This window comes from Micromonospora arida (assembly GCF_003857035.1).
GTDB classification, from domain to species: domain Bacteria; phylum Actinomycetota; class Actinomycetes; order Mycobacteriales; family Micromonosporaceae; genus Micromonospora; species Micromonospora arida.
On the sequence record NZ_QGSY01000191.1, the window covers coordinates 22973 to 46538 of the forward strand.

General features: G+C 72.0%; 22 protein-coding genes. 11 read left to right on the forward strand and 11 right to left on the reverse strand.

All coding sequences use genetic code 11. The features are described from left to right. Positions 1-253: 253 nt before the first annotated feature. Together DLJ58_RS17680 and DLJ58_RS17685 are read left to right on the forward strand one after the other, a co-directional pair. The gene (locus tag DLJ58_RS17680) at positions 254-2083 is read left to right on the forward strand and encodes a hypothetical protein (protein ID WP_158629606.1); all 1830 of its coding nucleotides are present in this window, start codon (positions 254-256) and stop codon (positions 2081-2083) included. Positions 2084-2522: 439 nt separating this feature from the next. Beyond that, positions 2523-3038, forward strand: a complete 516-nt coding sequence (locus tag DLJ58_RS17685; RefSeq protein ID WP_124857801.1) for a GNAT family N-acetyltransferase — start codon at positions 2523-2525, stop codon at positions 3036-3038. A 25-nt stretch (positions 3039-3063) separates the two neighbouring features. Here the strand turns inward: DLJ58_RS17685 and DLJ58_RS17690 are convergent, their stop codons facing one another. Together DLJ58_RS17690 and DLJ58_RS17695 are read right to left on the reverse strand one after the other, a co-directional pair. Next, entirely contained in the window at positions 3064-4050 is a 987-nt protein-coding gene (locus DLJ58_RS17690; protein WP_124857803.1) for an aldo/keto reductase, read from the reverse strand. Positions 4051-4133: 83 nt separating this feature from the next. Beyond that, complete coding sequence (locus DLJ58_RS17695; RefSeq protein ID WP_124857805.1) at positions 4134-4886, reverse strand: SDR family oxidoreductase; 753 nt, start codon at positions 4884-4886, stop codon at positions 4134-4136. Positions 4887-4988: 102 nt separating this feature from the next. Between DLJ58_RS17695 and DLJ58_RS17700 the strand changes: the two genes are divergently transcribed. After that, positions 4989-5831, forward strand: coding sequence for a helix-turn-helix transcriptional regulator (locus DLJ58_RS17700; RefSeq protein ID WP_124857807.1), 843 nt, complete (start codon positions 4989-4991; stop codon positions 5829-5831). Between the two features lie 114 nt (positions 5832-5945). Here the strand turns inward: DLJ58_RS17700 and DLJ58_RS17705 are convergent, their stop codons facing one another. Together DLJ58_RS17705 and DLJ58_RS17710 are read right to left on the reverse strand one after the other, a co-directional pair. Next, complete coding sequence (locus tag DLJ58_RS17705; RefSeq protein WP_244218992.1) at positions 5946-6797, reverse strand: aldo/keto reductase; 852 nt, start codon at positions 6795-6797, stop codon at positions 5946-5948. 97 nt (positions 6798-6894) lie between these two features. Continuing rightward, positions 6895-7860 (reverse strand): LysR family transcriptional regulator, encoded by a 966-nt coding sequence (locus DLJ58_RS17710; protein ID WP_124857811.1) that lies wholly within the window; start codon positions 7858-7860, stop codon positions 6895-6897. Between the two features lie 52 nt (positions 7861-7912). On the opposite strand from DLJ58_RS17710, the gene DLJ58_RS17715 reads away from it, so the two are divergent. Both DLJ58_RS17715 and DLJ58_RS17720 read left to right on the forward strand, forming a co-directional pair. Then, the gene (locus DLJ58_RS17715; protein WP_124857813.1) at positions 7913-8836 is read left to right on the forward strand and encodes a serine hydrolase; all 924 of its coding nucleotides are present in this window, start codon (positions 7913-7915) and stop codon (positions 8834-8836) included. A gap of 154 nt (positions 8837-8990) precedes the next feature. After that, positions 8991-9968, forward strand: a complete 978-nt coding sequence (locus DLJ58_RS17720) for an MBL fold metallo-hydrolase (RefSeq protein ID WP_124857815.1) — start codon at positions 8991-8993, stop codon at positions 9966-9968. Between the two features lie 43 nt (positions 9969-10011). Here the strand turns inward: DLJ58_RS17720 and DLJ58_RS17725 are convergent, their stop codons facing one another. Genes DLJ58_RS17725 through DLJ58_RS17735 form a run of 3 tightly spaced genes read right to left on the reverse strand, consistent with a single transcriptional unit; the run spans position 10012 to position 12402 of the window. Further along, complete coding sequence (locus DLJ58_RS17725; protein WP_124857817.1) at positions 10012-10551, reverse strand: DUF1697 domain-containing protein; 540 nt, start codon at positions 10549-10551, stop codon at positions 10012-10014. Positions 10552-10579: 28 nt separating this feature from the next. Then, positions 10580-11248 (reverse strand): response regulator, encoded by a 669-nt coding sequence (locus DLJ58_RS17730; RefSeq protein ID WP_124857819.1) that lies wholly within the window; start codon positions 11246-11248, stop codon positions 10580-10582. Further along, positions 11245-12402, reverse strand: coding sequence for a sensor histidine kinase (locus DLJ58_RS17735; protein WP_244218993.1), 1158 nt, complete (start codon positions 12400-12402; stop codon positions 11245-11247). The genes DLJ58_RS17730 and DLJ58_RS17735 overlap by 4 nt, the downstream gene beginning before the upstream one ends. Before the next feature lie 169 nt (positions 12403-12571). On the opposite strand from DLJ58_RS17735, the gene DLJ58_RS17740 reads away from it, so the two are divergent. Genes DLJ58_RS17740 through DLJ58_RS17750 form a run of 3 tightly spaced genes read left to right on the forward strand, consistent with a single transcriptional unit; the run spans position 12572 to position 16791 of the window. Beyond that, entirely contained in the window at positions 12572-13321 is a 750-nt protein-coding gene (locus DLJ58_RS17740; protein ID WP_167493715.1) for an ABC transporter ATP-binding protein, read from the forward strand. Beyond that, positions 13315-15738 carry an ABC transporter permease gene (locus DLJ58_RS17745; protein ID WP_244218994.1) on the forward strand — a complete coding sequence of 808 codons (2424 nt, stop codon included), beginning with the start codon at positions 13315-13317 and terminating at the stop codon, positions 15736-15738. The genes DLJ58_RS17740 and DLJ58_RS17745 overlap by 7 nt, the downstream gene beginning before the upstream one ends. A gap of 42 nt (positions 15739-15780) precedes the next feature. Beyond that, positions 15781-16791 (forward strand): hypothetical protein, encoded by a 1011-nt coding sequence (locus DLJ58_RS17750; protein WP_124857825.1) that lies wholly within the window; start codon positions 15781-15783, stop codon positions 16789-16791. A gap of 1 nt (position 16792) precedes the next feature. Here the strand turns inward: DLJ58_RS17750 and DLJ58_RS17755 are convergent, their stop codons facing one another. Genes DLJ58_RS17755 through DLJ58_RS17770 form a run of 4 tightly spaced genes read right to left on the reverse strand, consistent with a single transcriptional unit; the run spans position 16793 to position 19831 of the window. Beyond that, the gene (locus DLJ58_RS17755) at positions 16793-17356 is read right to left on the reverse strand and encodes an SOUL family heme-binding protein (RefSeq protein ID WP_124857827.1); all 564 of its coding nucleotides are present in this window, start codon (positions 17354-17356) and stop codon (positions 16793-16795) included. Between the two features lie 32 nt (positions 17357-17388). Then, a complete protein-coding gene (locus DLJ58_RS17760) occupies positions 17389-18138 on the reverse strand; it encodes a YqeB family protein (RefSeq protein ID WP_124857829.1) in 750 nt (249 codons plus the stop codon). 2 nt (positions 18139-18140) lie between these two features. Beyond that, the gene (locus DLJ58_RS17765) at positions 18141-18938 is read right to left on the reverse strand and encodes an ABC-2 transporter permease (RefSeq protein WP_124857831.1); all 798 of its coding nucleotides are present in this window, start codon (positions 18936-18938) and stop codon (positions 18141-18143) included. Beyond that, positions 18935-19831, reverse strand: a complete 897-nt coding sequence (locus tag DLJ58_RS17770) for an ABC transporter ATP-binding protein (protein WP_091397128.1) — start codon at positions 19829-19831, stop codon at positions 18935-18937. The genes DLJ58_RS17765 and DLJ58_RS17770 overlap by 4 nt, the downstream gene beginning before the upstream one ends. Positions 19832-19964: 133 nt before the next feature. On the opposite strand from DLJ58_RS17770, the gene DLJ58_RS17775 reads away from it, so the two are divergent. From DLJ58_RS17775 to DLJ58_RS17785, 3 genes are all read left to right on the forward strand, one after another. Further along, entirely contained in the window at positions 19965-21224 is a 1260-nt protein-coding gene (locus DLJ58_RS17775) for a sensor histidine kinase (RefSeq protein ID WP_124857833.1), read from the forward strand. Further along, a complete protein-coding gene (locus tag DLJ58_RS17780; RefSeq protein ID WP_124857835.1) occupies positions 21203-21952 on the forward strand; it encodes a response regulator in 750 nt (249 codons plus the stop codon). The genes DLJ58_RS17775 and DLJ58_RS17780 overlap by 22 nt, the downstream gene beginning before the upstream one ends. Positions 21953-22033: 81 nt before the next feature. Further along, the gene (locus tag DLJ58_RS17785; RefSeq protein ID WP_244218995.1) at positions 22034-23461 is read left to right on the forward strand and encodes an ATP-binding protein; all 1428 of its coding nucleotides are present in this window, start codon (positions 22034-22036) and stop codon (positions 23459-23461) included. Positions 23462-23566: the final 105 nt, after the last annotated feature.

Genomic DNA, 23566 nt, shown 5'->3' on the forward strand with positions numbered 1-23566 from the left:
CGATGCTGCATCACGGTGTGGTAACAAGTATTAGCGGTGTAGATCTGTCGACGTCTGGCATCCGTAACCACAACGGCAGGTCACGGTGTTCTGCGTCACACGAATGCCTGCCCAAACATCACGAGCTGTCCTATTTGGTCGAGACTTCGACAGGGTTCGGGGTGCTGTAGCAGCGTGTACCCCCTCGGGTACTCATCGCTGTCGCAATGCGGGGAGCGTGATGGTTATGCATGAGCCGCACTCCGTACGAAAGATGATGATGAACTTTGCCTTCGCCGGGGCGGCCGCCGTTCTCGTGACCGCTGCAGGCGCCACAGGTTGGCTTCGGCACCGCCTGGATGCGTACGGCGAATGGTTCGTCCGCAACGGCAATCTGCTGGAGGGCTTGGCGCGAACCCTCTGTCTGACGGCAGCCCTCATCCTCGGCGGGGTGATCTTCTCAAGGTTGCGGCAGCGTCTGGGCGAGGAGAAGACAGTGGCGCAGCGCCCGGGACAACCCGACGTCCCGTGGTTGCAGCGCCTACAAGCATCGGCGGCCGAGCGCCTCAGCGAGCAGGACCGCAAGGCGATCACGATGTTCGTGGAACTCATCGTCGACCCGGCCCGCTCCCGCTCTCGACTGGCGGAAACCGTCGACCTAGACGAGCGGGCGGTGCGGCAGCAGGTGTCGATTTCGTTTGCGCTGCCCGATGCCGAGGAGGGCGGAAGGGCTCTCTACATCCCGATCCTGCAACCGATCAAGGGCGAGCTGGTGGACAACTTCCAGCTCCAATCGGCCGGCGGCAGCTCGTTGCCAACGCTCTCCTACGAGGAGACCACCAAGCTGGCTGCGGCGGGGCTTCGGCTCATCCTGATGGAGATTTTCGCGGCGAAGGATGCGCCATCCCCGCCGAAGACCCTGGACGAGCCTGTGCGCGCGGCCGAGCTGGCCATGCTTCAGATCGTGGCGACCCGTGGGCCGCTGCATACCGGGCAGGTGCATGGACGGTTGGACGTCATTCTCGAGGAGATCAAATTTCCCGACGACGACAGCCGTGAACGCGTCCGCAAATACGTCGCGGCCCTCAGTTGGTCGTACCCGATCGTCGCGGTTGTCTCCGCGGTTGACGCATCCAGCGGGCGCTTCCTGATCAAGTACGAGCGGACCTTCGTGCCGGCGTCCCTGACCACGAGCTGGCGGGGGCTGCTCCGGCTCGGGCTCGGCCTCAAACCTGACAAGGTGGCGATACCGGTGGAGCTGGCGCTCACTGCCGAGAGTTACCACTTGCGGGTCAACGCTCCGGCGAACAAGTACGTCATCAAGCAGTACCTGCAGTGCCGGCACTGTCGGGTGCTGCTGACTCGCCAGTGGCGCGGTAGGGCGCCGATCGGAATCCCCGCCGACGAGGACGCGTCCGGTAAAAAGCCGGACAACAAAAGGCACCTCTGCGCGCACGAGCTCGACCAGACGAGAAGTGCGACCGAAGACGACCGGGTCACTGACCATCATTTTCGAGTTCGTCGCAAGCGCGGGCAGAACTTTGTGCATGTCTATATGCGGGGATACTCCCGGGCGGCGCCGAAACTGCGAGACTTGCAACTCATCACCACCTTTAAGGAGACTCCGCCAGGTGCCCGCGGCCGCGCGGCGATCACCGCCCTGGCCACAACCCTCCTGCTCGCGGTTGCTGGCAACCTCTTGAACAGCCCACAGGGCACCCAGGTGGGAGGCCTGCCGGCCCTGATGCTCGCGTTGCCGGCGGTGGCAGCTTCGTGGTTCGGTCTCTCATCGGACAAGGACGCGCTGGTCGGTGGCTCACTGCTTGCGCGTCTGTCACTCGTCGTCAGCGGGGTGGTCTCGGTGATCGCGGTTGTGCTGTATCTCAGCTCCCCGCCACCGAGCGCACCAGCGCCGATCGTTGGGGGAAGCGTCGCCGACCCGCTGACCTTCGTTGGAATCACTGACTGGCGTTGGATCACTCTCTGTATCGTCTCGGCGTTGAACTTGACCTATATCAGCTACCGGTTCGCGCTCAAGCTCGTTCACTTCAATGACCTGATAAGGCGCGAAGACCTGGGTGCTGGCGACTTCGCATGGCGATGATGAGAAAGTCTGGAGGATCTGTGGCGACACCCGACACACCAAAATCCGAGGGCCAGCCCGAGGATCGGTATCTCGTCGACGACGCCGTCTGGGTGTTGCCGTCCAGCAGTTACGTGGACCCGGGTCCGCCCTTGGAGACGAGCCTCTTCGACGATCCTCAGCGCCTCAACCGGGCCTGGTCACTCACCATGTCGACGCTCCGGGCGGAGGCCCGGGAGTCGCCTCAGCAGCGTCAACAGGTCGGGGATCGCGCCCGGGCGTTGATCGACGAGGCGAACCTGTCGGTCACACCGTCAGGCGATCGCGATGCCGGGGCCTCCGTCGAAGCGCCGGTCCCCGTCGCTGAGCCCAAGGACGGGCCTCGCACGGGTTTTGCCGACCGGGTCGACCGTCTCGCTCAGGCGACACTGCGGCTCGCTCGGCCGCGACACAGTTGAGATTGGCACAGGTACGCATCGAGCCGTGGCACGAGGACGACCTCGACCTGCTGCGGCAGCTCAACTCACCGGACACCCGCAAGCACACCGGCGGCCCGGAGACCGACGAGCAGGTGCTCGCCCGGCACGACCGTTACGTGCACTTCTCCGGCACCGAGCAGGGGTGCATGTTCACGCTGGTGCTGCCGGACGGGGCACGGGCGGGCAGCGTCGGCTACTGGGCCCGCGAGTGGCGTGACCAGCCGGTGTACGAGCTGGGCTGGGCGGTGCTGCCGGCGTACCGGGGGCAGGGGCTTGCGACCGCGGCGGTGCGCGCGGTGGTGGACGTCGCTCGCGCCCGACGGGACCGGCACTACGCCCACGCCTACCCCTCGGTCGACAATCCCGCCTCGAACGCGGTGTGCCGCAAGGCCGGCTTCACGCTGCTCGGCGAGACCGGCTTCGAATACCCGCCGGGGCAGATGATGCGGGCCAACGACTGGCAGCTCGACCTGACCGCCCCACCGACCGTGAGCTGAGGTCGGCGGGGCGGTCGGTGTCAGGTCACCAGGTGGTGTCGAGGCGGTGCCGTTGCCCGGCGGTCAGCTCCAGGTCGACCGCTGCCAGGCTCTCCTCCAGTTGCGCCACCGACGAGGCGCCCACCAGCGGGATGGACGGCAGCTCACCGCCCAGCAACCAGGCGAGCACCACCTGGTTGACAGTCGCGTCGCTCTGCCCGGCGACCTCCCGCAGCGCGGCCAGTCGCCGGGGCGCGCTCGGCAGGTCGTACGCCGAGCTGTGCGGCTTGTCCGCCCGGGTGAACGCCCCCTTGAGCAGCGGCGAGTACGCCACCAGGGTCAGCTCGGGCTCGGCACGCAGGTAACTGAGCAGGTCACCGCTGACGCCGCCCGGCTCGCCGTCCGGGTCCAGTTCGCTGATCAGGTCGGTGCGGTTCGGCAGGTAACTGCGGTGGTACTGGAGCACCTCGTACCCCGGCAGGCCGGCGGCGGTGGCCAACGCGCGGGCCCGCTCCACCCGCCAGGCCCGGTGGTTGCTGGCGCCCAGCAGACCCACAGTGCCCTCGGCGACCAGCTCGGCGAAGCCCTCCACGGTCTCCTGGAGCGGCACGGCGCGGTCTTCGATGTGCGCGTAGAGCAGGTCCAGCCGCTCCACCCCGAGCCGTTCCCGGCTGCGCTCCGCGGACTCGCGGATCACCTTGGCGGAGAGGCCCTCGGCGTTGTCCAGGTAGCTGGTGCCCGGGGCCAGCGGTCGGGCGCCCAGCTTGGTGGCGATGACGATCTCGGCGCCGACGCCCCGGCTGCGCCGCCACCGGCCGAGCAACTCCTCACTCTGCCCGCCCTGGCCGCCGTCCACCCAGAACGCGTAGTTGTCCGACGTGTCGATGAACGTGCCGCCGGCCTCGACGTACCGGTCGAGGATCGCGTACGAGGTGGCCTCGTCGGTGGCGCTGCCGAAGAGCATCGCGCCGAGGCTGAGCACGCTGACCTCGCGCCGGGTCGCCGGGTCGGCGCCGATCGTGCGGTACCGCATGGGGGTCTCCTCTCGTGCGCCCTACCGGCGGGCGCACAGGTAACCCTCCAACCTGGAGCGCACTCCAGGTCAAGCGCTCAACGTCACCAGGGCAGCACGCCGTATCCACCGCCGGCGTCCATCTGGAAGCCCCAGAGCAGCCCGCTCGGCCCGTCGGCCGGCAGGGTCGCCAGGTGCACGCTCACCTCGGCGCCCTGGTCGGCCGTGCGGAAACCGCTGTTGCCGTTGAGGTCGGTGGCGCAGTAGCCCGGGTTCGCCGCGTTCACAGTGATCGGGGTGTCCCGCAGCTCCTTGGCGTACATCGCGGTGAGCATGTTCAGCGCCGCCTTCGACGACGGGTACGGCACGGAGGTCAGCTCGAACAGCGCGCCGTTCGGGTCGGTCATCACGGCGATCGAGCCGACCTCGCTCGACACGTTGACGATCCGGGCGGCCGGTGCCCGGCGCAGCAGCGGCAGCAGCGCGTTTGTCACCGCCACCACCCCGAAGACGTTCGTCTCGTACAGCCGGCGCAGCGTCGCCACCGTCGTCTCGCTGGGCAGCCCTCGTGCGCCGTCGGCGAGGACGATGCCAGCGTTGTTGACCAGAACGTCCAGCCGGCCGTACTCCGCCTCCACCCGCTTCGCGGCGGCCGTCACCGACTCGGCGTCGGTGATGTCGAGCGGCAGGAACACGGCGTCCGCGCCGCCGTCGCGCAGTTCCCGTTCGGCTGCCCGACCCCGCTCGGCGTCCCGGGCGCCCACCAGCACGGTCATCCCCCGGGCGCCGAGCTGCCGGGCGGTGGCGAAGCCGATTCCCTTGTTGGCCCCGGTGATCAGGGCGATCGTGTTCGTCATGACGAAGAGCGTGTCCGCGCCGACGGCGTCCGGGGAGAGACGGGCCGAGGCTGGGACCGGTGGTACCACCCTGGCCGGCCCTGGTCGCGGCATGCTGGGGGCATGACGAGCAGCGGCCTGCGGCGTGACGAACTGGCGGCGTTCCTGCGTACCCGCCGTGCCCGGCTGCGCCCCGCCGAGGTCGGGCTCCCCGAGGGCGAACGTCGACGCACCCCCGGGCTGCGCCGGCAGGAGGTCGCCCAACTCGCCGGCATGTCGATCGACTACTACATCCGGTTGGAGCAGGGCCGCGGGCCGCACCCGTCCCGGCAGGTGCTCGCGTCGATGGCCCGGGCGCTGATGTTGAGCCGGGACGAGCGCGAGTACCTGTTCCGGATCGCCGGGGAGAACCCGCCGCCTACCGTCGGCCCGAGCCGGGAGGTGACTCCCGGGCTGCGGCACCTGCTCGACGCCATGACCGAGACCCCGGCGTACCTCGTCGACGCCGCGTACCACGTGCTGGCCTGGAACCGCATGGCCGCGTACTTCCTGGGGGACCTCGCGGCAGTGCCGGACGCGGAGCGCAACATGATCCGCTGGACGTTCCGGCGGCCGGTCACCGAGGCCCACTGGACCGACGCCGACGCCCGCCGCTTCGTGCACAGCACGGTGGCGGACCTGCGGGCTGCCTATGGCCGTTACCCGGCCGACCCGGCGATCCGTGATCTGGTAACCGAGCTGCTCGGCACCTCGCCACGGTTCGCCCAGCTCTGGGCCGAGCACGAGGTGGAGGAGCGCCGTCCCGTGATCAAGCGGGTGCCACATCCCCGCCTGGGGTCGTTGGAGTTCGAGTGCCGCGTGTTGCTGGTGCCGGAGACCGAGCAGCGGCTGATCGTCTACGTCCCCGAGCCCGACTCGCCGACCCAGGCGGTGTTCCGCCGGATCGCCGAGCGCGTCGGCTCCTGAGCGCCGGGCACAGCGTGATTGACCCGCCGGGAACAGCGTGATGCCTCAGGGTCATCAAGATGACTCTGAGGCATCACGCATTCAGGAGACCTGGCCGCCGAGTGGGGGCTCAGGTCAGTTGGGCAGGTAGGCGAAGGTGTCCGGGTTCGGGCCCTGCCGGCCGGCCTCGCCCTTGTCCAGCGCGGTGATCCGCTCCATCGCCGCGTCGTCCAACTCGAAGTCGAAGATCCGGGTGTTCTCCTCGATCCGCTTCGGGGTGGTCGACTTCGGGAAGATGATGTCGCCGCGCTGCACGTGCCAGCGGAGCACCACCTGCGCCGGGGTCCGGTCGAGCTGCCCGGCGATGTCGACGACCGTCGGGTCGTCGAGCACCTTGCCCTGGGCGATCGGCGACCACGCCTCGGTGAGGATGTTGTGCTCACGGCCGTAGGCGCGGACCTCGTCGTTGCCGAAGTACGGGTGCGCCTCGATCTGGTTGACCGCCGGCACGACGCTCGCCTCGTCGGCCAGCCGCTGCAGGTGCGACACCTGGAAGTTCGACACGCCGATCGAGCGGGCCCGGCCGTCGCGCTGGAACTCCTCCAGCACCTTCCAGGTCGAGACGTAGTCGCCGTCGTACAGGGTCGGCAGCGGCCAGTGGATCAGGAACAGGTCGATGTAGTCCATCTTCAGCGCCGCGAGGGTCGAGTCGAACGCCCTGCGGGCGTCGTCGGGGCGGTGGAAGCCGTTGTTCAGCTTGCTGGTCACGTAGACCGAACCCCGGTCGAGACCGGACACGCGTACCGCCTCGCCGACCTCGGCCTCGTTGCCGTACATCTCGGCGGTGTCGATGTGCCGGTAGCCCACCTCCAGGGCGGTGGTCACCGCCGCGACGGTGTCCTTCGGCTCGATCTGGAACACCCCGAAGCCGAGCTGCGGAATGGTGGTGCCGTCGTTCAGGCTGATGTCGGGAATCGTGATTGCCACTGCGGCTCCTTCGCGTCTTCGTTTCCTGTCATCCATACCCGGGTGGGTGGACGATCCACCGCCCAATCGGGGGTGGCGAACACAACGGCCGGTCGGTTCACCCGGTCGTGTCGAACAGCACCGGCCACGGCCGTGCCGCCGGCACCGACGTCGCGGGCGTCGCGGGCGCGGTGGGCTCGGCGTCGGCCAGCACCTCCGCGGCGAGTTGGCCGAACATCGCCGCCGCCGGATGTGCCGACCGGTCCGGCCAGGCCGCCGAGGTGCGCTTGGCCAGCGGTGCGTCAATGATCGGCCGCCAGGCCATCCGCGGTTCCCGGCGGGCCACCGTCGCCGGTTCCACGGCCACCCCGCCGCCGGCCAGCACCAGCCCGAAGAGGAACTCCGGGTTGCGGGCGGGGCGCACCCGGGCCGGACGCCAACCGTGCTGCCGGCACACCGCCAGCAGGTGGTCGTGCCAGCCGGGGGCGGTGGCGCGGGGAGCGGCCACCAGATCCAGGCCGGCCAGCGACGCGAGCGTCACCTCGCGGCCGCGGGCCAGCGGCGAGGTGCGCGGCAGCAGCACCCCCAGGGGTACGTCGACCGGGGCCCCGAAGCGCAGCCCGTCCGCCGCCACCGGGTGATGCACGAGCCCCACGTCCAGGGTCCGCTCGGTGAGCATCCGCACCTGCTCGGCCGTGGTCAGCTCGTGCAGCTCCACGTCCAGGCCGGGCGCCCGGGTGGTGAGCCCGTCCAGCAGCGAACGCAGCGTCACGGCTGGCGTCTCCGGTGGCACCCCGGCCCGGAGTACGCCCAGCTCACCGGCGCGGATCTGCCCCATCAGGCTGCGGAGTCGGCCCTCGCCGGCGAGCAGTTCCTCCGCCTCGCCGAGCAGCAGCTCACCGGCGGTGGTGAGGCGTACCTGGCGGCGGGACCTGTCGAACAGCTCGACCGTGAGTTCCCGTTCCAGCCGCTGGATCGACTGGCTCAGCGGCGGCTGGGCCATCCCGAGCAGCTCCGCGGCCCGCCCGAAGTGCAGTTCGTGTGCGACCACCACGAAGTGCCGCAGGTGCCGGAGCAGATCCACGGCCGGGACCCTACGCCAACGCGGCCACGGCGGCGCTGGATACCGTGCTGGCGTGGACGTGGAGGAACGTATCGGGGCCATCTTCGCCGCCGTCGGGGTGACGGCCAGCCTGCACGTCGTGGACCTGGACGCCGTCGACCTGGGCGCCGTCCAGGGTGGCGGCCCGGCGGCCGGCGGTCGCGAGGTCGGGGTGCGGGCCGACGAGCAGGTGGTGATCGCCTCGATCTTCAAGATCCTTCTGGTGCTGGAGTTCGCCCGGCAGGTCGAGGCCGGTCAACTGGACCCGACCGAGCGGGTCGTGGTCACCGCCGCCGACCGGCTCGGTGGGTGGGGTCTGGCGGGCTGCGCCGACGACGCCGAGGTGTCGCTGCGCGACCTCGCGTACTTCGCCATGTCGGTCACCGACAACACGGCCGCCGACCTGCTGCTGCGCCGGGTCGGCCCGGACCTGCTGCCGATGCTCGCCGTCGAGCTGGGGCTGACCCGTACCCGGGTCCTCGGTGGCCCACGGGAACTGGTCGAGATGATGCTCGCCGACGTGGGCGCCCGGACCGAGGCGGAGTTCGCCCGGATCTTCCCCACGCTGCCGGCGGACCGGGTCCGGGCGATGCGGGTCTTCGACCCCGCGCACACCACGTCCAGCACAGCCCGGGAGATCACCCGGCTGCTCACGCTGATCTGGCGGGACGAGGCCGGGCCGGCGACGGCCTGCGCGATGGTCCGCACCTGGATGGCCCGGCAGATCTTCTGGACCCGGTTGGCCGCCGGTTTCCCGCCCGGCGTCCGGGTCTCCGGAAAGACCGGCACCCTGCCCGGGTTCCACCTGGAGGCCGGGGTCGCCGAATACCCCGACGGCGGCCGGTACGCGATCGCCGTCTTCGCCCGCGCCGCACAGTTGACCCCGCGTCGCATCGACGTGGACCTGGCCATGGGGGAGGCCGCCCGGACGGCCGTCGAGGCGCTGCGCGGCGAGTGATTTCGCGCCCCTCCGAGCGCCACCGCACCCCCGCCGAGCAGGCTCGATATCCGCTGGCGTATCGAAGCAGACGGCCCTTGATCTTGGACCGCGGCCCGGTGCCGCTGGTTGGCTCGTGGGCGACACATCACCCGACCACGGGGAGTAGATCCGCATGCCCAGTCTCGACCGCCGACGCTTCCTGCGCGACGCCGCCGCCACCACGGCCATGGTCTCCGCCGGTGGCCTCGCCACTGGCGTCGCCACCCCGGCCCAGGCCGCGCCCTCGGCCGCCGCGTCCACGCCCACCGCTCGCCGCAAGGGCGCGGTCAGCTTCCGCTGGTGGGGTACGGCCGGCTGGCGCGTCGACATCGGCGACCGCACCGTTCTCGTCGACCCGTTCCTCAGCCGGATCGACACCGGGCTGTTCACCGGCCCGTTCCGCACGGACACCCCGTTGACAGTGCGCACCGACGTCATCGACCCGCGCGTCGACCGGGCCACGACGGTGCTGGTCACGCACACCCACTGGGACCACTTCATGGACGTGCCGTACATCGCCAAGCGCACCGGTGCACGGGTGTTCGGCACGCTGACCGCGTACCACCTGGGGTTGGCCTACGGGTTGCCGTCGACGCAGCTCAGTGCCGTGAAGGGTGGGGAGGTGCTGGACTTCGGCGACCACAGCGTCGAGGTGGTCGGCTCGCTGCACAGCCGCAACCCGTCGTACTCGGTGGCCTTTCCCGGGGTGCGGGTGAGCCCGCCGCCGCAGCCGGCCACCATCGCCGACCTGCCGGAGGGCGACACGCTGGGCTACCTGCTGCGGGTCGACGGCGGACCGTCGGTCTACTTCACCGGGGCCAGCGACGTCGCCGAACGGAACCTCACCGGCCTCGCGCCCGACGTGGCGATGGTGGCCATGCAGAACGCCACCACCACCGGCGACTACCTGCCCCGGCTGCTGGCCGGCCTCGACTACCCGAAGGTCGTGGTGCCGGTGCACTACGACAACTTCGAGACGGCGTTGCAGAACCCGCCGCCGGTCGCCCCGACCGACCGCACCCGGCTGAACGAGATGATCGCGGCGGTGCGTCGGATCTCGCCGCGCAGCCGGGTGCTGGTGCCCGAGTACGAGACCGCCTACCACTTCTGATCAGCGTCGGTGGGGGTCGCCGGACCGCGACCCCCACCTGAGGTCAGGAGGCGGTCATCTCCGCCAGGGCCCGCACCGACTTCCAGTTGCGGGAGGTGGCCACCACGCCGAGCTTCTTCTCCAGGTACGCGTTCGTGAACTTCGACCGCCCGGCACCGCCGTCGACGTAGTGCAGGAACACCTCCCGGCCGGTCACCGTGAACGACACGTTCTCGGCACCGGGCACGGCCAGCGCATCCACGAGGGACTTCTTCGGTGCTTTGGCGAGGAAGGCCACCAGCAGTCGCGTCGGGTCGTCATCCCGGTCGGCGTACGGGTTGCCGCCCGCGATCGCCGCCAACTCCCGGCCGCTGCGCACCAGCACCGGCACGGTCAACGCCAGCTCGTCGGTGAGCGCCCGCGCGATGCCGGCGGCCAGCTTCTCCGCGTCGCGCACCGTGCTGTCGAAGGCCACGTTGCCGCTCTGCAGGTACGTCTTGACGTCCTCGTGCCCGAGGTCGGTGACGATCCGCCGCAGGTCGGCCATCGCCAGCCGGGTGGTGCCGACGTTGACCCCGCGCAGCAGGGCGACGTACCGGGTCATGGCTCCTCCTCGGGTGCGGACAACCCGCTCAGCGTAGGCCGCCCGGTCCCGCCAGGCCGGTCTCGTACGCGACGATGACCAGTTGCGCCCGGTCGCGTACCGCCAGCTTGGTCAGCAGCCGCCCGACGTGCGTCTTGACGGTGGCCTGGCTGAGGTTGAGGTGCGCGGCCAACTCCGCGTTGGACAGGCCCCGGGCGATCAGCCCGAGGACCTCCCGTTCCCGATCGGTCACCCCGTCGAGCTGCCGGGGCAGCGGCCGGGTCGGCTCCGGCTGCCGGGCGAACTCGTCGATCAGCCGGCGGGTCACCGTCGGCGCGAGCAGCCCCTCCCCGGCCGCGACCACCCGGATCCCGGTCAGCAGGTCCGCCGGTGGGGTGTCCTTGAGCAGGAACCCGCTGGCACCGGCGCGCAGCGCCCCGTAGACGTACTCGTCGAGGTCGAACGTGGTCAGGATGATGACCCGGGTGCCGGCCGTCGCCGGGTCGGCGCAGATCCGCCGGGTCGCCTCGATGCCGTCCATCTCCGGCATCCGAACGTCCATCAGCACCACATCCGGCCGGTGCTGCTCGGTCAACGCGACGGCCTCCACCCCGGTGCCAGCCTCACCGACAGTGGTGCAGTCCGGGCTGAGATCGACCAGCAGCCGGAAACTGCCGCGCAACAACGCCTGGTCGTCGGCGATCAGCACGCGGATCACGCGGCCACCCGGTAGGGGAGGTTGGCCGTCACCGCAAAGCCACCGTCGGAGCGGGGGCCGGCACGGAACTCCCCGCCGTGCAACGCCACCCGTTCCCGCATGCCGATCAACCCGTGCCCCTCCCCGCCGAGCAGGACCGGCCGCCGGCCGTCGTCGGTCACCTCCACCCGCACCTCGTCGGGCAGGACGGTCACCGTGGCCCGGCAGGCGGCCGGCGCGGCGTGCTTCACCACGTTCGTCACCGCCTCCTGCACGATCCGGTACACCGCGAGGCCCACCGACTGCGGCACCGCGCCGGCCGGCTCGTCCCGCCGCACGTCGAGCTGCACGTCGACGCCGCCGATCGCCGCCTGCCGGGCGAGGAGGGGCAACTCGTCCAGCCCGGGCGTCGGCGCGTACGGGCTGTCCTCGCGTAACACGCCGAGCACCCGACGTACGTCGGTCAGCGCGGTGCGGCCGGTCTCCTCGATGACCCGGAGCGCGGCGCCCGCCTCGCGCGGGTCGGCCTCGGCGACGTGGTTGGCGACGGCCGCCTTCACCACGATGAGACTGAGCGTGTGCGCGACCACGTCGTGCAGCTCGCGCGCCACCCGCAACCGCTCCTCGGTGGCAGCCTGACGGACCAGCTGATCACTCTGCCGGGTGGCGAGGGCGCGTCGCTCCCGGATCAGCCAACCGATCACCCAGGCCGGCGCGACCATGACCCCGGCGTAGACGACCGCGCCGGTCCGCGACCAGAGGTCGCCCGCGGTCAGCACCAGGCCGACGCTCACCAGCGCCAGACAACCGACGGCGCAGAGCATCGACCGGCGGGTGGGCGTCGCCACGGCCACCGTGTAGAAGGACAGGCCGATGGCGAACGCCGGAGCAGCGGCCGCGAAGTTGGGTATCACCCCGGTGATCAGAGCGACGGTGGCGATCGAGCTGATCACGACCGCCACCGTCATCGGCCACCGTCGCCGGACCGCCAACGGCAGCCCCAGGGCCATCCCGACCAGCACCGACACCCAGAGCGGCTCGCGTACGCCGCCGTGCAGCGGCGACTCCAGCGCCGCGTACGGGCAGAGCAGCCCACCGACGGCCACCGCCAGCAGGGCGTCCACGGTGTACAGGTCCACCGGCCGCATTCGTCGGGTCAGCAGGAGAGCGGTCACCCGTCGAACGGTAACGGCCGGCTGGGTCGGCCGCGTCCGCCTGCGGGTGGTCATCCCGCAGGACGACGCGCGGCCGGTTGTGGGCCCCGGACTCCACCCGGGGGAGGGCCGGAAAGTGCCCGCCCCGGCACGACGCGCCGCACCCCCGGCATTCGGCACGGTAACGGCCATGACCACAGACACGGTGACCCTGACGGGGCTGCGCGCGGTGTACGGCACCGGAACCCGGCGGGTGACGGCGCTCGACGGCGTGACCACCAGCTTCGCGAGCGGCACGTTCACGGCGGTGATGGGCCCCTCCGGCTCGGGGAAGTCCACCCTGCTGCACTGCGCGGCGGGGCTGGACCGCCCGACCGAGGGGATCGTCACGATCGACGGCACCAACCTCAACGACCTCGGTGAGGACGAGCTGACCCGGCTGCGGCGGGACCGGATCGGCTTCGTCTTCCAGGCGTTCAACCTCGTGTCCACACTGACCGCCGCGCAGAACGTCGAGTTGCCGTCGCGCCTGGCCCGCCGCCGCCCGCCGGCCGGGGACGTCGCCGCCGCCCTCGACGCCGTCGGCCTCGCCGACCGGGCCGGGCACCGGCCGAGTGAGCTGTCCGGCGGGGAGCAGCAGCGCGTCGCCGTGGCCCGCGCGTTGATCACCCGTCCGGCGGTGGTCTTCGCCGACGAGCCGACCGGGGCGTTGGACAGCGCCTCCTCCCGGCAGGTGCTCCGGCTGCTGCGGGCGCTCGTCGACGACCACGGGCAGACCGTCGTGATGGTGACCCACGATCCCGCCGCCGCCGCGTACGCCGATCGGGTCCTTTTGCTGGCCGACGGCCGCGTCGTCGACGAGCTGACCGGCGGGATCACCGCCGCCGCCGTCGCCGCCCGGATCGCCGAGCGGGAAACCGTCGCGGAGTCGTCGTGCTGAGCGTCCGGCGGTCGGCCAGCGCATTCGTGGCCGTCGCCATCGGGGTCACGCTGGTCGCGGCGGCCACCCTGCTGCTCGCATCCGGGCGCCCGCAGGTGCCGGACCGGCTGGCGCGGGCGGCGGTCGTGGTGCAGAGCCCCGAGGCGGGTGCGTCCGCTGACGAGTTCGTGCCGACCCGGCCCTGGTCCGCCACCACGGCGGCGGAATTGGCCGGCAGGCTGGCCGGTCTGCCGGACGTGGTGGCGGCGGTACCGGACCGCACCTTCTACGCTCAGCCGCTCGTCGACGGCCGACCCTCGGCCGCCGATACCCGGCGCGAGGACGCCTACCAGGGGCACGGCTGGTCCAGCGCCCAGCTGGGTGGGCTGCGCCTCACGGCCGGCGAGCCACCTCGTCGGCCCGGCGAGGTGGTCGTCGACCGCGCGCTCGGACTGGGCGTCGGCGCACCGGTCACCCTGCTGACCGCTGTGGGTACGGAGTCGTACACCGTCAGCGGTCTGGTCGACGGGCCGGGCGTCCACGTCGCGGACGAGGTCGCCGCTGCGCTCGCGCCCGGCGTGCGGGCCATCGGGCTGGTGCTCGCGCCGGACGCCGACCCCGAGCGGGTCGCCACGGCGGCTCGCGGAGTCGTCGGCGTCGACGGACGCGTGCTCACCGGTGACGCCTGTGGTGCGCTGGAGCCGCGCGGCGACGCCCGTACCCGGTGGATCGGCATGCAGGTGCTCACCGCCACGGCGGCCCTCGCCGGCTTCGTCACGGTGTTCGTGGTCGCCTCCACCTTCGCGTTCACCATCGCGCAGCGCCGCCGTGAGCTGGGCCTGCTGCGCGCCGTCGGCGCCACCGGACGCCAGGTCCGCCGCATGGTCCACGCCGAGGCGCTCGCCGTCGGCGTCTCGGCGGGAATCGTCGGCATGCTGGTGGGCGCGGCACTCGCCCCGTCGCTGGGTCGGCTGCTGGTCGACGTCGGCTACGAACCGTCGACCTTCGAGGTCCGCTACGAACTCTGGCCGGTCGCGGTCTCGCTCGCCGCCGGGCCGGTGATCGCGTTGCTGGCCGTCTGGTCGGCGTCCCGCCGAGCGGCGCGGGTCCGCCCGCTGGAGGCGTTACGCGATGCCGCTGTGGAACAGCGACCGATCGGCCGGCTGCGTGCCGTCACCGGGGCGCTGCTCCTCGCGGCGGGGGGTGCTCTCAGTCTGGGCACGGCGACCGCCGACGAGGCGCGGGTGGGGGCGCAGTACGCGCTCTACGCGGTGATGGCGCTGGTGGCCGGCACCACAGTGCTCGCCCCGGTGGTGGTCGGACCGCTGGTGTGGCTGCTGCGTTCTCCGGTGCGTCGGCCCGGTGGCGCGATCGGGATGCTGGTCCGGGGCGGGGCGTTGACCGCGACCCGGCGGACCGCCGCCATCGCCGCGCCGGTGCTGCTCACTGTCGCGTTCGCGGTGCTGGTGTCCGGGATGGTGCGCACCACCACCGCCGCGTACGCGGCGGGTCGGGCGGACAACGTGAACGCCGGCTGGATCGTCGTGCCGGACCGCGCGCCCGGCCTGTCCGACCGGGCCGTCGCCGCGACCGGCGGCACCGCGCTCCTGCCGACCACCGTCTACCGCACCGACCCCGGAACGTCGCCACCGGACCGGCCGATGACCGCGCTCGGAGTGGATCCGGAGGGCTTCGCCGCCGCGAACCGGGTGCTCACCGTCGTCGCCGGTTCGCTGAACGACCTGAGGGGTGACGACACCGTGGTGGTCAGCGCCTCGGCGAACCGGCTGCCGTCCGAGTCGTACCCGGTGGTCTTCGCCGACGGGACGACGGTGTCGTTGCGCGTCGTCGCCGTGGTCGACGACGCCTCGATCCCCGGCGACCTGCTCGTGCCCCGGGCCGTGGTGCGGGCGCACGACCCGTCGGCGCTGACGTCCACCGTGTACGTCCGGGACCGCATCGATCCACCGGTCGGCGCGCGGATCCTCGACGTTGCGGGCTGGGCGGCCGAGGCGGACGCCGCCGAGGACCGCCTCGTCTGGCTCTTCACAGTGCTGCTGATCGGGGTGTCCGCCGGCTACGGGGCCATCGCGGTGGCCAACACGCTGCTGCTGGCCGCCGCCGGCCGCGCCGCGGACCTGCGGCTGATCCGGATGGCCGGGGCGACCCGACGGCAGGTCATCTGGCTGGTCACGGCGGAGTCCGCCCTGGTGGTCCTGATCGGCGCGTTGTTGGGTGGGGCTGTCGCGTTCGTCGGTCTGCTCAGCATCAGCGCCGGCCTCGCCGAGCAGGTCGGAGCCCCCGTCGACCTGGTGGTGCCGTGGTCGGTGGTCGCCAGCGTGGTGGGGTTGTGCCTGCTACTCGCGGTGCTGTCCAGTGTGTTGCCGACGTGGCGGCTGCTGCGCCACCGTCCCGCCCGGTCGCCGGTCGGCGGATGACCGCGCCCCCCGCGCGGACGGTTGGGCCGTTACCGTCCACGGATGCGATTCGCGCGCCCGGTCGGGCTGCTCCTCTCCGCCGCCGCCGTCGCGCTCTGGGCGTACGGCATGACCACGTGGCAACCGCTGACCGAGCCGCTCGGCCCGTGGTCGGAGAACCTGCCGGGCAACAACGCCTACTGGGCGCGCGACCTGCGGTTCATGGCGATCATGGCGGTGCCGCTCGGGCTGGTGCTGGCCGGGCGCGGGCAGGTGCGCTGGAGTGGCCCGGCGGTGGTGCTGGGCGGCTGCTGGATCGCCGCCGACGTGGCTGTCGACCGGGCCGACCCGATCGGCCTCGACGCGACGGTGCTGCTCGCCGTCGCCGGTTACGCCGTGCTCGGCGTGGTCGCGGCGCTTCTGCTCTGGTGGGAGCGCGCCGCGCCGCAGACGCGGGAGCCGGGCACGACTCCGGCCGCCGACCGGCGGGTGCTGACCGGGGCGGCCTGCGTGGCCGGGGTGCTGACGCTGGTGGCGGCCGGAATCGAGTCACCGACCGACCGGGAGCCGGAGTTGAACCAGGGCGCCCTGGCCACGGCGGCGCTGCTGGTGGCCCTGGCCGTCGGCGCCGCGCTGGCGGCGGCTCCGGCGCGGACCCGGGCTCGGGTCGGGCTGGCCGTCGGCCTCACCGTGGCGGCCCTGCTCGGCGTCTGGCTGGTCCGTGCCGCCGCGCCCGGTGAACGACTCCTGCCGGAGGCCGCTCTCGGGGCGGTGCTGCTCACCGGGGTCACCCTGCTGGCCTGGGACTGGCCGGGTGGTCGGCCGATCTGGTGGCACCACGCCCTGGCCGCTCTCATCGCGTTTGTGGGCCCGGTGGTGTTCCTGGTGGCCACGGCCATCCCCATGGTGATCATGATGCCGATCGGCGCGGCGTTCACCGCGCTGGCCGGCAACAGCCCGATCAACGCGGCCGACTCCGATCTGCTGGTCTCCCTGGTCGGGCTGCTCGCCGGGCTGGGTATGGCAGCGCTGCTGGCGCGGCCGAGCGTCGAGGACCGTCGGCAGCTCCGCTAGCTCACTCGACGACCGGCAGCACTACCTCGTTGCGGCGCAGGAACCACGGCTTCCACGGCGGGTCGAAGCGCGCGTACCGGATGGCGCCGGTCGGTTGCAGCCCGGCCGCGGTCACCGACCGGCCGAGCATCGTGGCCCGCTGGCTGAACGCCTGCTCCGTCCACCGCCCGGAGAACCGCATCGCCGCCGCCAGCCGCGCCGGAACCGCGTGGATTCGCACCCGGGCGTCCACCGGCTCGGGCAGGGTGGCGGTGGTGAAGCTGGCCGGCATGACGAACTGGATCAGGTACGCGCCCGGCCGCTCACCCTCGATCTGCACCACCGGCACGGTCATGGCGATCTTCTCCGAGCCGCTGGCCGCCGCCATCGCCGGCGCGGCGGAGCCGATCGGGTGCCGGGCCCGATTGGCACCACCGATGTACGCGGTCAGCGGCCGGAACGCCTCGATCGGCGCCCGGGTGAACGACGCCTGGATCTGCATCTCGGCCACCAGGTGGGCGGGGTACCGACGCAGCTCGAAGCCGGGGTGTCGGGACACCACCCGGTACGGCTGCTGTTCGGTCATCGTGCGGCTCCCAGGGTCTGCTGGGACAGACGCTACCGCCCGTCCGCCTCCCGCTCGGCCGAAGTCGGCTGCTCCGGCCCGGGGGCGAGGGCCCGGGTGGTCAACCGCCAGTACTGCCGCTTGCCCTCGTCGCGCAGCACCACCCCGATCTGGCCCAGCTCGCGGCGCAACTCCCGGGAGTCGTCGCGGCGATCCCGCTCGATCGCCCGACCCCGGGCGCGCAGCAGCGCGTCCGCGCCGGCCGGCAACCCGGGCAGGTCCGGAACCCACAGCCGGTACGCCGACCGGTGCGGGTCGTCGTCCGCCCAGCCCCAGCCGTGCTCCCGGAACGCCGCCGCCAGTTGGGCGGCCGGCAGGTCCGTGGACTCCCGGACCAGTTCCGCGCCGTCGGCGTCCAGCAGCACCAGGTGCTTGTCGGCGAGGAAGACCACCCGGGTGTCGACCCGGGCGATGGTCCGGTTCTCATCGGAGCGGCGCAGCTGGACCTGCGCCCCGTCGACGGTGACGATCAACCGTTCGGCGGTGCCGATCCCGGCGATGACCAGGCCGGCCAGGACGCCCACCCCGATGGTGCCGGCGGTGGCCTGCGGCTCGGGCAGCCGGTCCAACCACTCGATCAGGTCGCTGAACGGCACCCAGGGCAGCCGGGCGAGCCAGCCCGTCGCCGCCGCGAGGAGCCATCCGGCGCCCGCGCCGAGCAGCGGAAAGCCACCCCACAGGACCGCCAACTCCAGCGGGCCGCCGCTGACCACGGTGCGCGGACGGTAGCTGGCCATCTCCATGGTCAGGACACCTCGCGGCGCAGGGTCCGGAACAGCCCGGCGGCCAGCGGGAGGACCATCCAGACCAGCAGGGAGACCGCTATCCGCCCCCACTGCCCGCCGGTGACGGCGTCGCTGCTGAACAACGGTTCCATGGTCTTGCTGGTGTCCAGCCATTCGGACGGACCGCGCAGCGGCTTGACCATCTCGCCGAGCACCCCCCACAGGGTGGGCAGCAGCAGGTAGCCGACGATCGCCAGCGGCGGGTTGAGCAGCAGCAGACCGAAGGCGGCACCCATCAACACGCTGGTGACCTGGAGGACCGCCGCGTTCAGGATCAGCGACCAGTCGAACTGCCAGGTGCCCGCCCCGCCGGTGGCGGAGGCGACCAGCGTGCCGACGGCGGCGACGGCGAGGCTGGTCAGCACCGAGGCGAGCGCGGTCAGCGACACGGCGATCAGCTTCGCGGCGACCACCCGCTCCCGGCGGGGCACCAGGGCGTACGTGGTGAGGGCGGTGCGCTGCGACCACTCACTGGTGATCGACAGGATGCCCAGCACCGGCAGCAGCACCGACACCGGCAGCAGCGAGGGGACGAAGAAGTTGAGGAAGGTCTGGTCGGCGTCTCCGGCGTAGATCAGTTGCAGGGTGACGATCGCGGCGGTGGCCAAACCGATGGTGATCATCAGCCAGCGGCCGGCCCGGGTGTCGACGAGCTTGCGCACCTCCACGCCGGTGAGCCGGAGCAGCGACGGTCGGCGTACCGGAGTGTGGTGCCGGGGCGCGACGGCGCCGGCGGCGGGCGCGGTGGTGGTGGTCATCGGACGGCCTCCTTGGTCGATTCGCCGGCGGTCAGGGTGAGGAAGAGTTGTTCCAGGCCACCGCCGCTGGCGGGGCGCAGCTCGGCCAACGCGACGCCGGCATCGGCGGCGGCCTGGCCGACCGCCTCGGCGTCGGCCTGCACGAGCAGCCCCTCCGAGCTGTCGGCGGCGCTCAGGTTGGCCACCTCCAGCGCCCGGCGTAGCGCGGCACTGTCGCGGGCCCGGACCACAGTGCCGCCGCCGGCCAGCAGCTCGTTCTTGTCGCCCTGGGCCACGATCCGGCCGCCCCCGATAACCACCAGCCGGTCCGCGACCGCCTCCACCTCGCGCAGCAGGTGGGAGGAGAGAAGGACGGTGCCGCCCCGGTCGGCGAAGTCGCGCAGCAGGCCGCGCATCCAGAAGATCCCCTCCGGGTCCAGGCCGTTGGCCGGCTCGTCGAGGATCAACACCCGGGGGTCGCCGAGCAGCGCGTGCGCCAGCCCGAGCCGTTGGCGCATGCCCAACGAGTACGCCCGTACCCGACGCTTCGCGGCCACCGCGTTCAACCCGACCAGGTCGAGCTTCGCGGCGACCTCGCGCCGGTCCAGACCCATGGTGTACGCGGACAGTGTCAACGCCTCGCGGCCGGTGCGCCCGGCGTGCTGGGCGGAGGCGTCCAGCAGCACCCCGACCTCCCGCCCAGGGTTGGGCAGCTCCTGGTACGGGTGCCCGGAGACGGTGGCCCGGCCGGCGGTCGGCGTGGTCAGCCCGCAGATCATGCGCATGGTCGTCGACTTGCCGGCGCCGTTGGGGCCGAGGAAGCCGGTGACGGTGCCCGGCTCGCACTGGAACGACACGTCGTCCACGGCCGGGTGTGGCCCGTACCGCTTGGTGAGGTTCTCTACGGTGATCATGCGGTTGAGCCTGCCCGCGCCGCCCGGCCATCCGCTGCGGCCACGGGTCGGTGCCGCGTCGACCTTGGTCGACCGGCGGGTCTCGACTTTGGTAGCTGGTCGTGTCGCCCGTCGGCTGCCTAGCATTGGTGTCGTGACCAGCCTCGCCGTTCCGGAGCACCCCTGGCTGCTGCCCGGGGCGCTGGCCGGCGCGGTCAGCCCGGACGCGGCGACGCGGCGGCCGCGCCGCACCACCCGGGACTGGGCGGTCGACACCCTGGCCTTCCTGCTCTCCCTGTTCTGGGTGCTGTTCGTCACCGCGGATGCCCTGTCGCCGGATCCGTCGTTGGCGGTCCCGCTGCCGCATGACTGGATGACCGGCGTGGACGCGCTGCTCGGTCTGGTCTGCTGCGGGCTGCTCTGGCTGCGTCGACGGTGGCCGCTCGGGGTGCTGGTGGCCACGACACCACTGTCGCTGTTCTCGATGGCCTCGGCCATCCCACTGTTGATCTTCTACTTCACCGTGGTGGTGCACCGACGGACGGCCATCGCGATTGCGGTCACCGGTGCCGGCCTTCTCACCAACCTCGTCTTCAGTTGGGTGCGTCCGGATCGGCAGATGTCGTACTGGGAGACCGCGTCCTGGGGTGTGGTGCTCAGCTTCGCCGTGCTGGCTTGGGGGATGTTCGTCCGGGCTCGGCGGCAGTTGATCGTGTCGTTGCGGGAACGGGCCGAGCGGGCCGAGGCGGAGCAACAACTGCGCGTCTCCCAGGCCCGCCACCTGGAGCGCACCCGGATCGCCCGGGAGATGCACGACGTGTTGGCCCACCGGATCTCGCTGCTCAGCCTGCACGCGGGTGCGCTGGAATTCCGCCCGGAGGCGCCGGCCGACGAGGTGGCCCGGGCCGCCGGGGTGATCCGGGGCAGCGCGCACGCCGCCCTCCAGGACCTGCGGGAGGTGATCGGGGTGCTCCGCGCCGAGGGCGACGGAACAGGCGACGCCCCCGAGCCGCCGCAGCCCACCCTCGCCGACCTGCCGGCCCTGATTGCCGAGTCGCGCTCGGCCGGGGTGCGGGTGAATGTCAGCGACAGCGTCGCCAGCCCGGGGGAGGTGCCGGCGGCGCTGGGCCGGGCCGCGTACCGGATCGTGCAGGAAGGGCTGACCAACGCCCGCAAGCACGCTGCCGGCGCGGCCGTCACCGTGGACGTGGCCGGGGGGCCGGGCGCCGGGCTGACCGTGGCGATCGGCAACCGGTGGCCGGTCGGGGCGCCGGCCGGCGGCACACTGCCGGGTGCCGGCACCGGCCTGGTCGGCATCAGTGAACGGGTGACCCTGGCCGGCGGGCGACTCGCCTACGGTCGGGACGACAGCGGTGACTTCCGGCTGGCCGCCTGGCTGCCGTGGCCGGCGTGACCAGCCCTGCCGGCGCAGCCGGACCGCCGGACGCGAGCGGGCCGGCCGACGCGGCCGCGCCGCCGGTACGCGTGCTGATCGTGGACGACGACGCGTTGGTCCGGGCCGGGCTCTCGATGATCCTCGGCGGTCTGCCGGACCTGGCCGTGGTCGGCGAGGCGGCCGACGGTGGCGAGGTGCCGGCGGCCGTCGCCGCGTACGCCCCGGACGTGGTGCTGATGGACATCCGGATGCCCCGGGTCGACGGGCTGACCGCCACCGAGGCGCTGCGTGCCCAACCGCACCCGCCGGAGGTGCTGGTGCTGACCACCTTCGACGCCGACGAACAGGTGCTGCGGGCGCTCCGCGCCGGGGCGGCCGGTTTCCTGCTCAAGGACACCCCACCGGCGGAGATCGTGCGTGCCGTACGCCGGGTCGCGGCGGGCGAGGCGACGCTCTCGCCGACGGTGACCCGGACGTTGATCGCCCACGTGACCGCCGCCGCCCCCGGCCCGGTCGGCCCGGACCCGCGCCGCGAACGGGCGCTGCGGCTGCTCACCGGGCTCAGCGAGCGGGAGCGGCAGGTGGCGGTCGCGCTGGGGCGGGGCCACACCAACGCGGAGATCGCGGGGGAGCTGTTCATGAGCGTGGCGACGGTGAAGGCGTACGTCTCCCGGCTGCTGACCCGACTGGAGCTGAACAACCGGGTCCAGGTGGCGCTGCTCGTGCACGACGCCGGCCTCGTCTGACCGGCAACTTCGGGCACACCAATCCGGATGAGGTTACACTCATCTTTGGTTGTTCCATCATTGGTAGTGTCAGGAGTGATCGTGGACGGCTTTGTCGGACGGGACCGTGAACTCCACCTCCTGGGCGGCATGCTCGCTCGGGTGCAACGGGGTGGTCGCGCTGGTCGACCAGGGCGGGCCCTCCTCATGCGCGGTCGTCGGCGGGTAGGCAAGTCCCGGCTGGTCGAGGAATTCGTCGATCGGGCCGAGGTGCCGTACCTCTTCTTCACCGCCTCCGCGCAGCCGACCGTCGCAGCCGATCTCGCCCTCTTCGTGGAGGAGGCGGCCGCCTCGACGCTGCCGGGTGCGCACATCCTTCGGGGGCAGCAACCACAGACGTGGGATGCCGCGTTGACCCTGCTCGCCGCCGCGCTGCCCTCCGACCGGCCGAGCGTCGTCGTCCTGGACGAGATGCCGTACCTCATCGCGAGCGACCCGGGCTTCGAGGGAACGCTGCAGAAGATCTTCGATCGCGAGTTGTCCCGGCGACCGGTCCTGCTGATCTGTGTCGGATCGGACCTGGCCATGATGGAAGCCCTCAACGATTACGGCCGGCCGTTCCATCAGCGAGCCACGGAGATGGTCATTCCGCCGCTGAGCCCGGCCGACGTCAGCGACATGCTCGGCCTGTCCGCCGCAGACGCGTTCGACGCCTACCTGGTGTCCGGTGGTTTGCCGCTGATCCTCGACGAGTGGCCGACCGGCGCATCCGTCCACGAGTATCTGACCGACGCGGTACGGGATCCGACCTCTGCCCTGCTGGTCAGCGGTGAGCGGGCACTGGCGGCGGAGTTTCCGCCCCAGTCCCAGGCGGGTCTGGTGCTGCGGGCCATCGGCTCCGGTGAGCGGACGTTCTCGCTGATCTCCCGCGCGGCAGGGGATCTGCCGCAGGCGTCCCTGAACCGCGCCCTGCGCATGCTGACTCAGAAGCGGGCCGTGGAGGTCACCGTTCCGCTGTCGACCAAGCCGTCGCGGGAAACCCGATACGCGGTGGCTGATCCGTACCTGCGCTTCTGGCTGTCGTTCCTGGGGCCGCACCTCTCCGAGATCGAACGAGGGCGGGGCGACCTGACCCTGGACCGGATCGACCGGTCGTGGACGTCCTGGCGGGGGCGGGCCATCGAACCTGTCGTCCGGGAGGCGCTGCGCCGGCTGCCCAGTGACCATCTGCCGGCGGAGGCGGCGACAATCGGCGGCTACTGGACCCGGACCAACGACCCGGAGATCGACATCGTCGGCGCCGACCGTGGGCCCGTCGCTCAGAGCATCAGCTTCGTCGGATCGGTCAAGTGGCAGGAGAACCGACCCTTTGACGCGCATGACCTGGGCCGGCTGCTCCTGCACCGGTCTCGGCTCCCCGGCGCCGACGAATCGGTGCCGGTCGTTGCCGTCTCGCGCAGCGGCGGCACTGCCGTCGACGGCATCCGCGTCTTGTCGGCGGAGGATCTGCTTACCGCGTACCGGAATTGAACTTTCGTCCAGTGTCCGCCGTACCCATGGCCGAGGATGTCGGTGCGGTAGGTCCGCCGCACCGCTGCCGAACTGCGGGAGGCCTGCCGTGCGAGTTGGTGAGCA

Bases quoted from the DNA above. Each gene is read 5' to 3' on its own strand.
- DLJ58_RS17680 (WP_158629606.1), top strand. From the start codon at position 254: ATGATGATGAACTTTGCCTTCGCCGGGGCGGCCGCCGTTCTCGTGACC.
- DLJ58_RS17690 (WP_124857803.1), bottom strand. From the start codon at position 4,050: ATGCGGTACCGCACGATCGGCGCCGACCCGGCGACCCGGCGCGAGGTC.
- DLJ58_RS17695 (WP_124857805.1), bottom strand. From the start codon at position 4,886: ATGACGAACACGATCGCCCTGATCACCGGGGCCAACAAGGGAATCGGC.
- DLJ58_RS17700 (WP_124857807.1), top strand. From the start codon at position 4,989: ATGACGAGCAGCGGCCTGCGGCGTGACGAACTGGCGGCGTTCCTGCGT.
- DLJ58_RS17720 (WP_124857815.1), top strand. From the start codon at position 8,991: ATGCCCAGTCTCGACCGCCGACGCTTCCTGCGCGACGCCGCCGCCACC.
- DLJ58_RS17725 (WP_124857817.1), bottom strand. From the start codon at position 10,551: ATGACCCGGTACGTCGCCCTGCTGCGCGGGGTCAACGTCGGCACCACC.
- DLJ58_RS17740 (WP_167493715.1), top strand. From the start codon at position 12,572: ATGACCACAGACACGGTGACCCTGACGGGGCTGCGCGCGGTGTACGGC.
- DLJ58_RS17750 (WP_124857825.1), top strand. From the start codon at position 15,781: ATGCGATTCGCGCGCCCGGTCGGGCTGCTCCTCTCCGCCGCCGCCGTC.
- DLJ58_RS17755 (WP_124857827.1), bottom strand. From the start codon at position 17,356: ATGACCGAACAGCAGCCGTACCGGGTGGTGTCCCGACACCCCGGCTTC.
- DLJ58_RS17760 (WP_124857829.1), bottom strand. From the start codon at position 18,138: ATGGAGATGGCCAGCTACCGTCCGCGCACCGTGGTCAGCGGCGGCCCG.
- DLJ58_RS17765 (WP_124857831.1), bottom strand. From the start codon at position 18,938: ATGACCACCACCACCGCGCCCGCCGCCGGCGCCGTCGCGCCCCGGCAC.
- DLJ58_RS17770 (WP_091397128.1), bottom strand. From the start codon at position 19,831: ATGATCACCGTAGAGAACCTCACCAAGCGGTACGGGCCACACCCGGCC.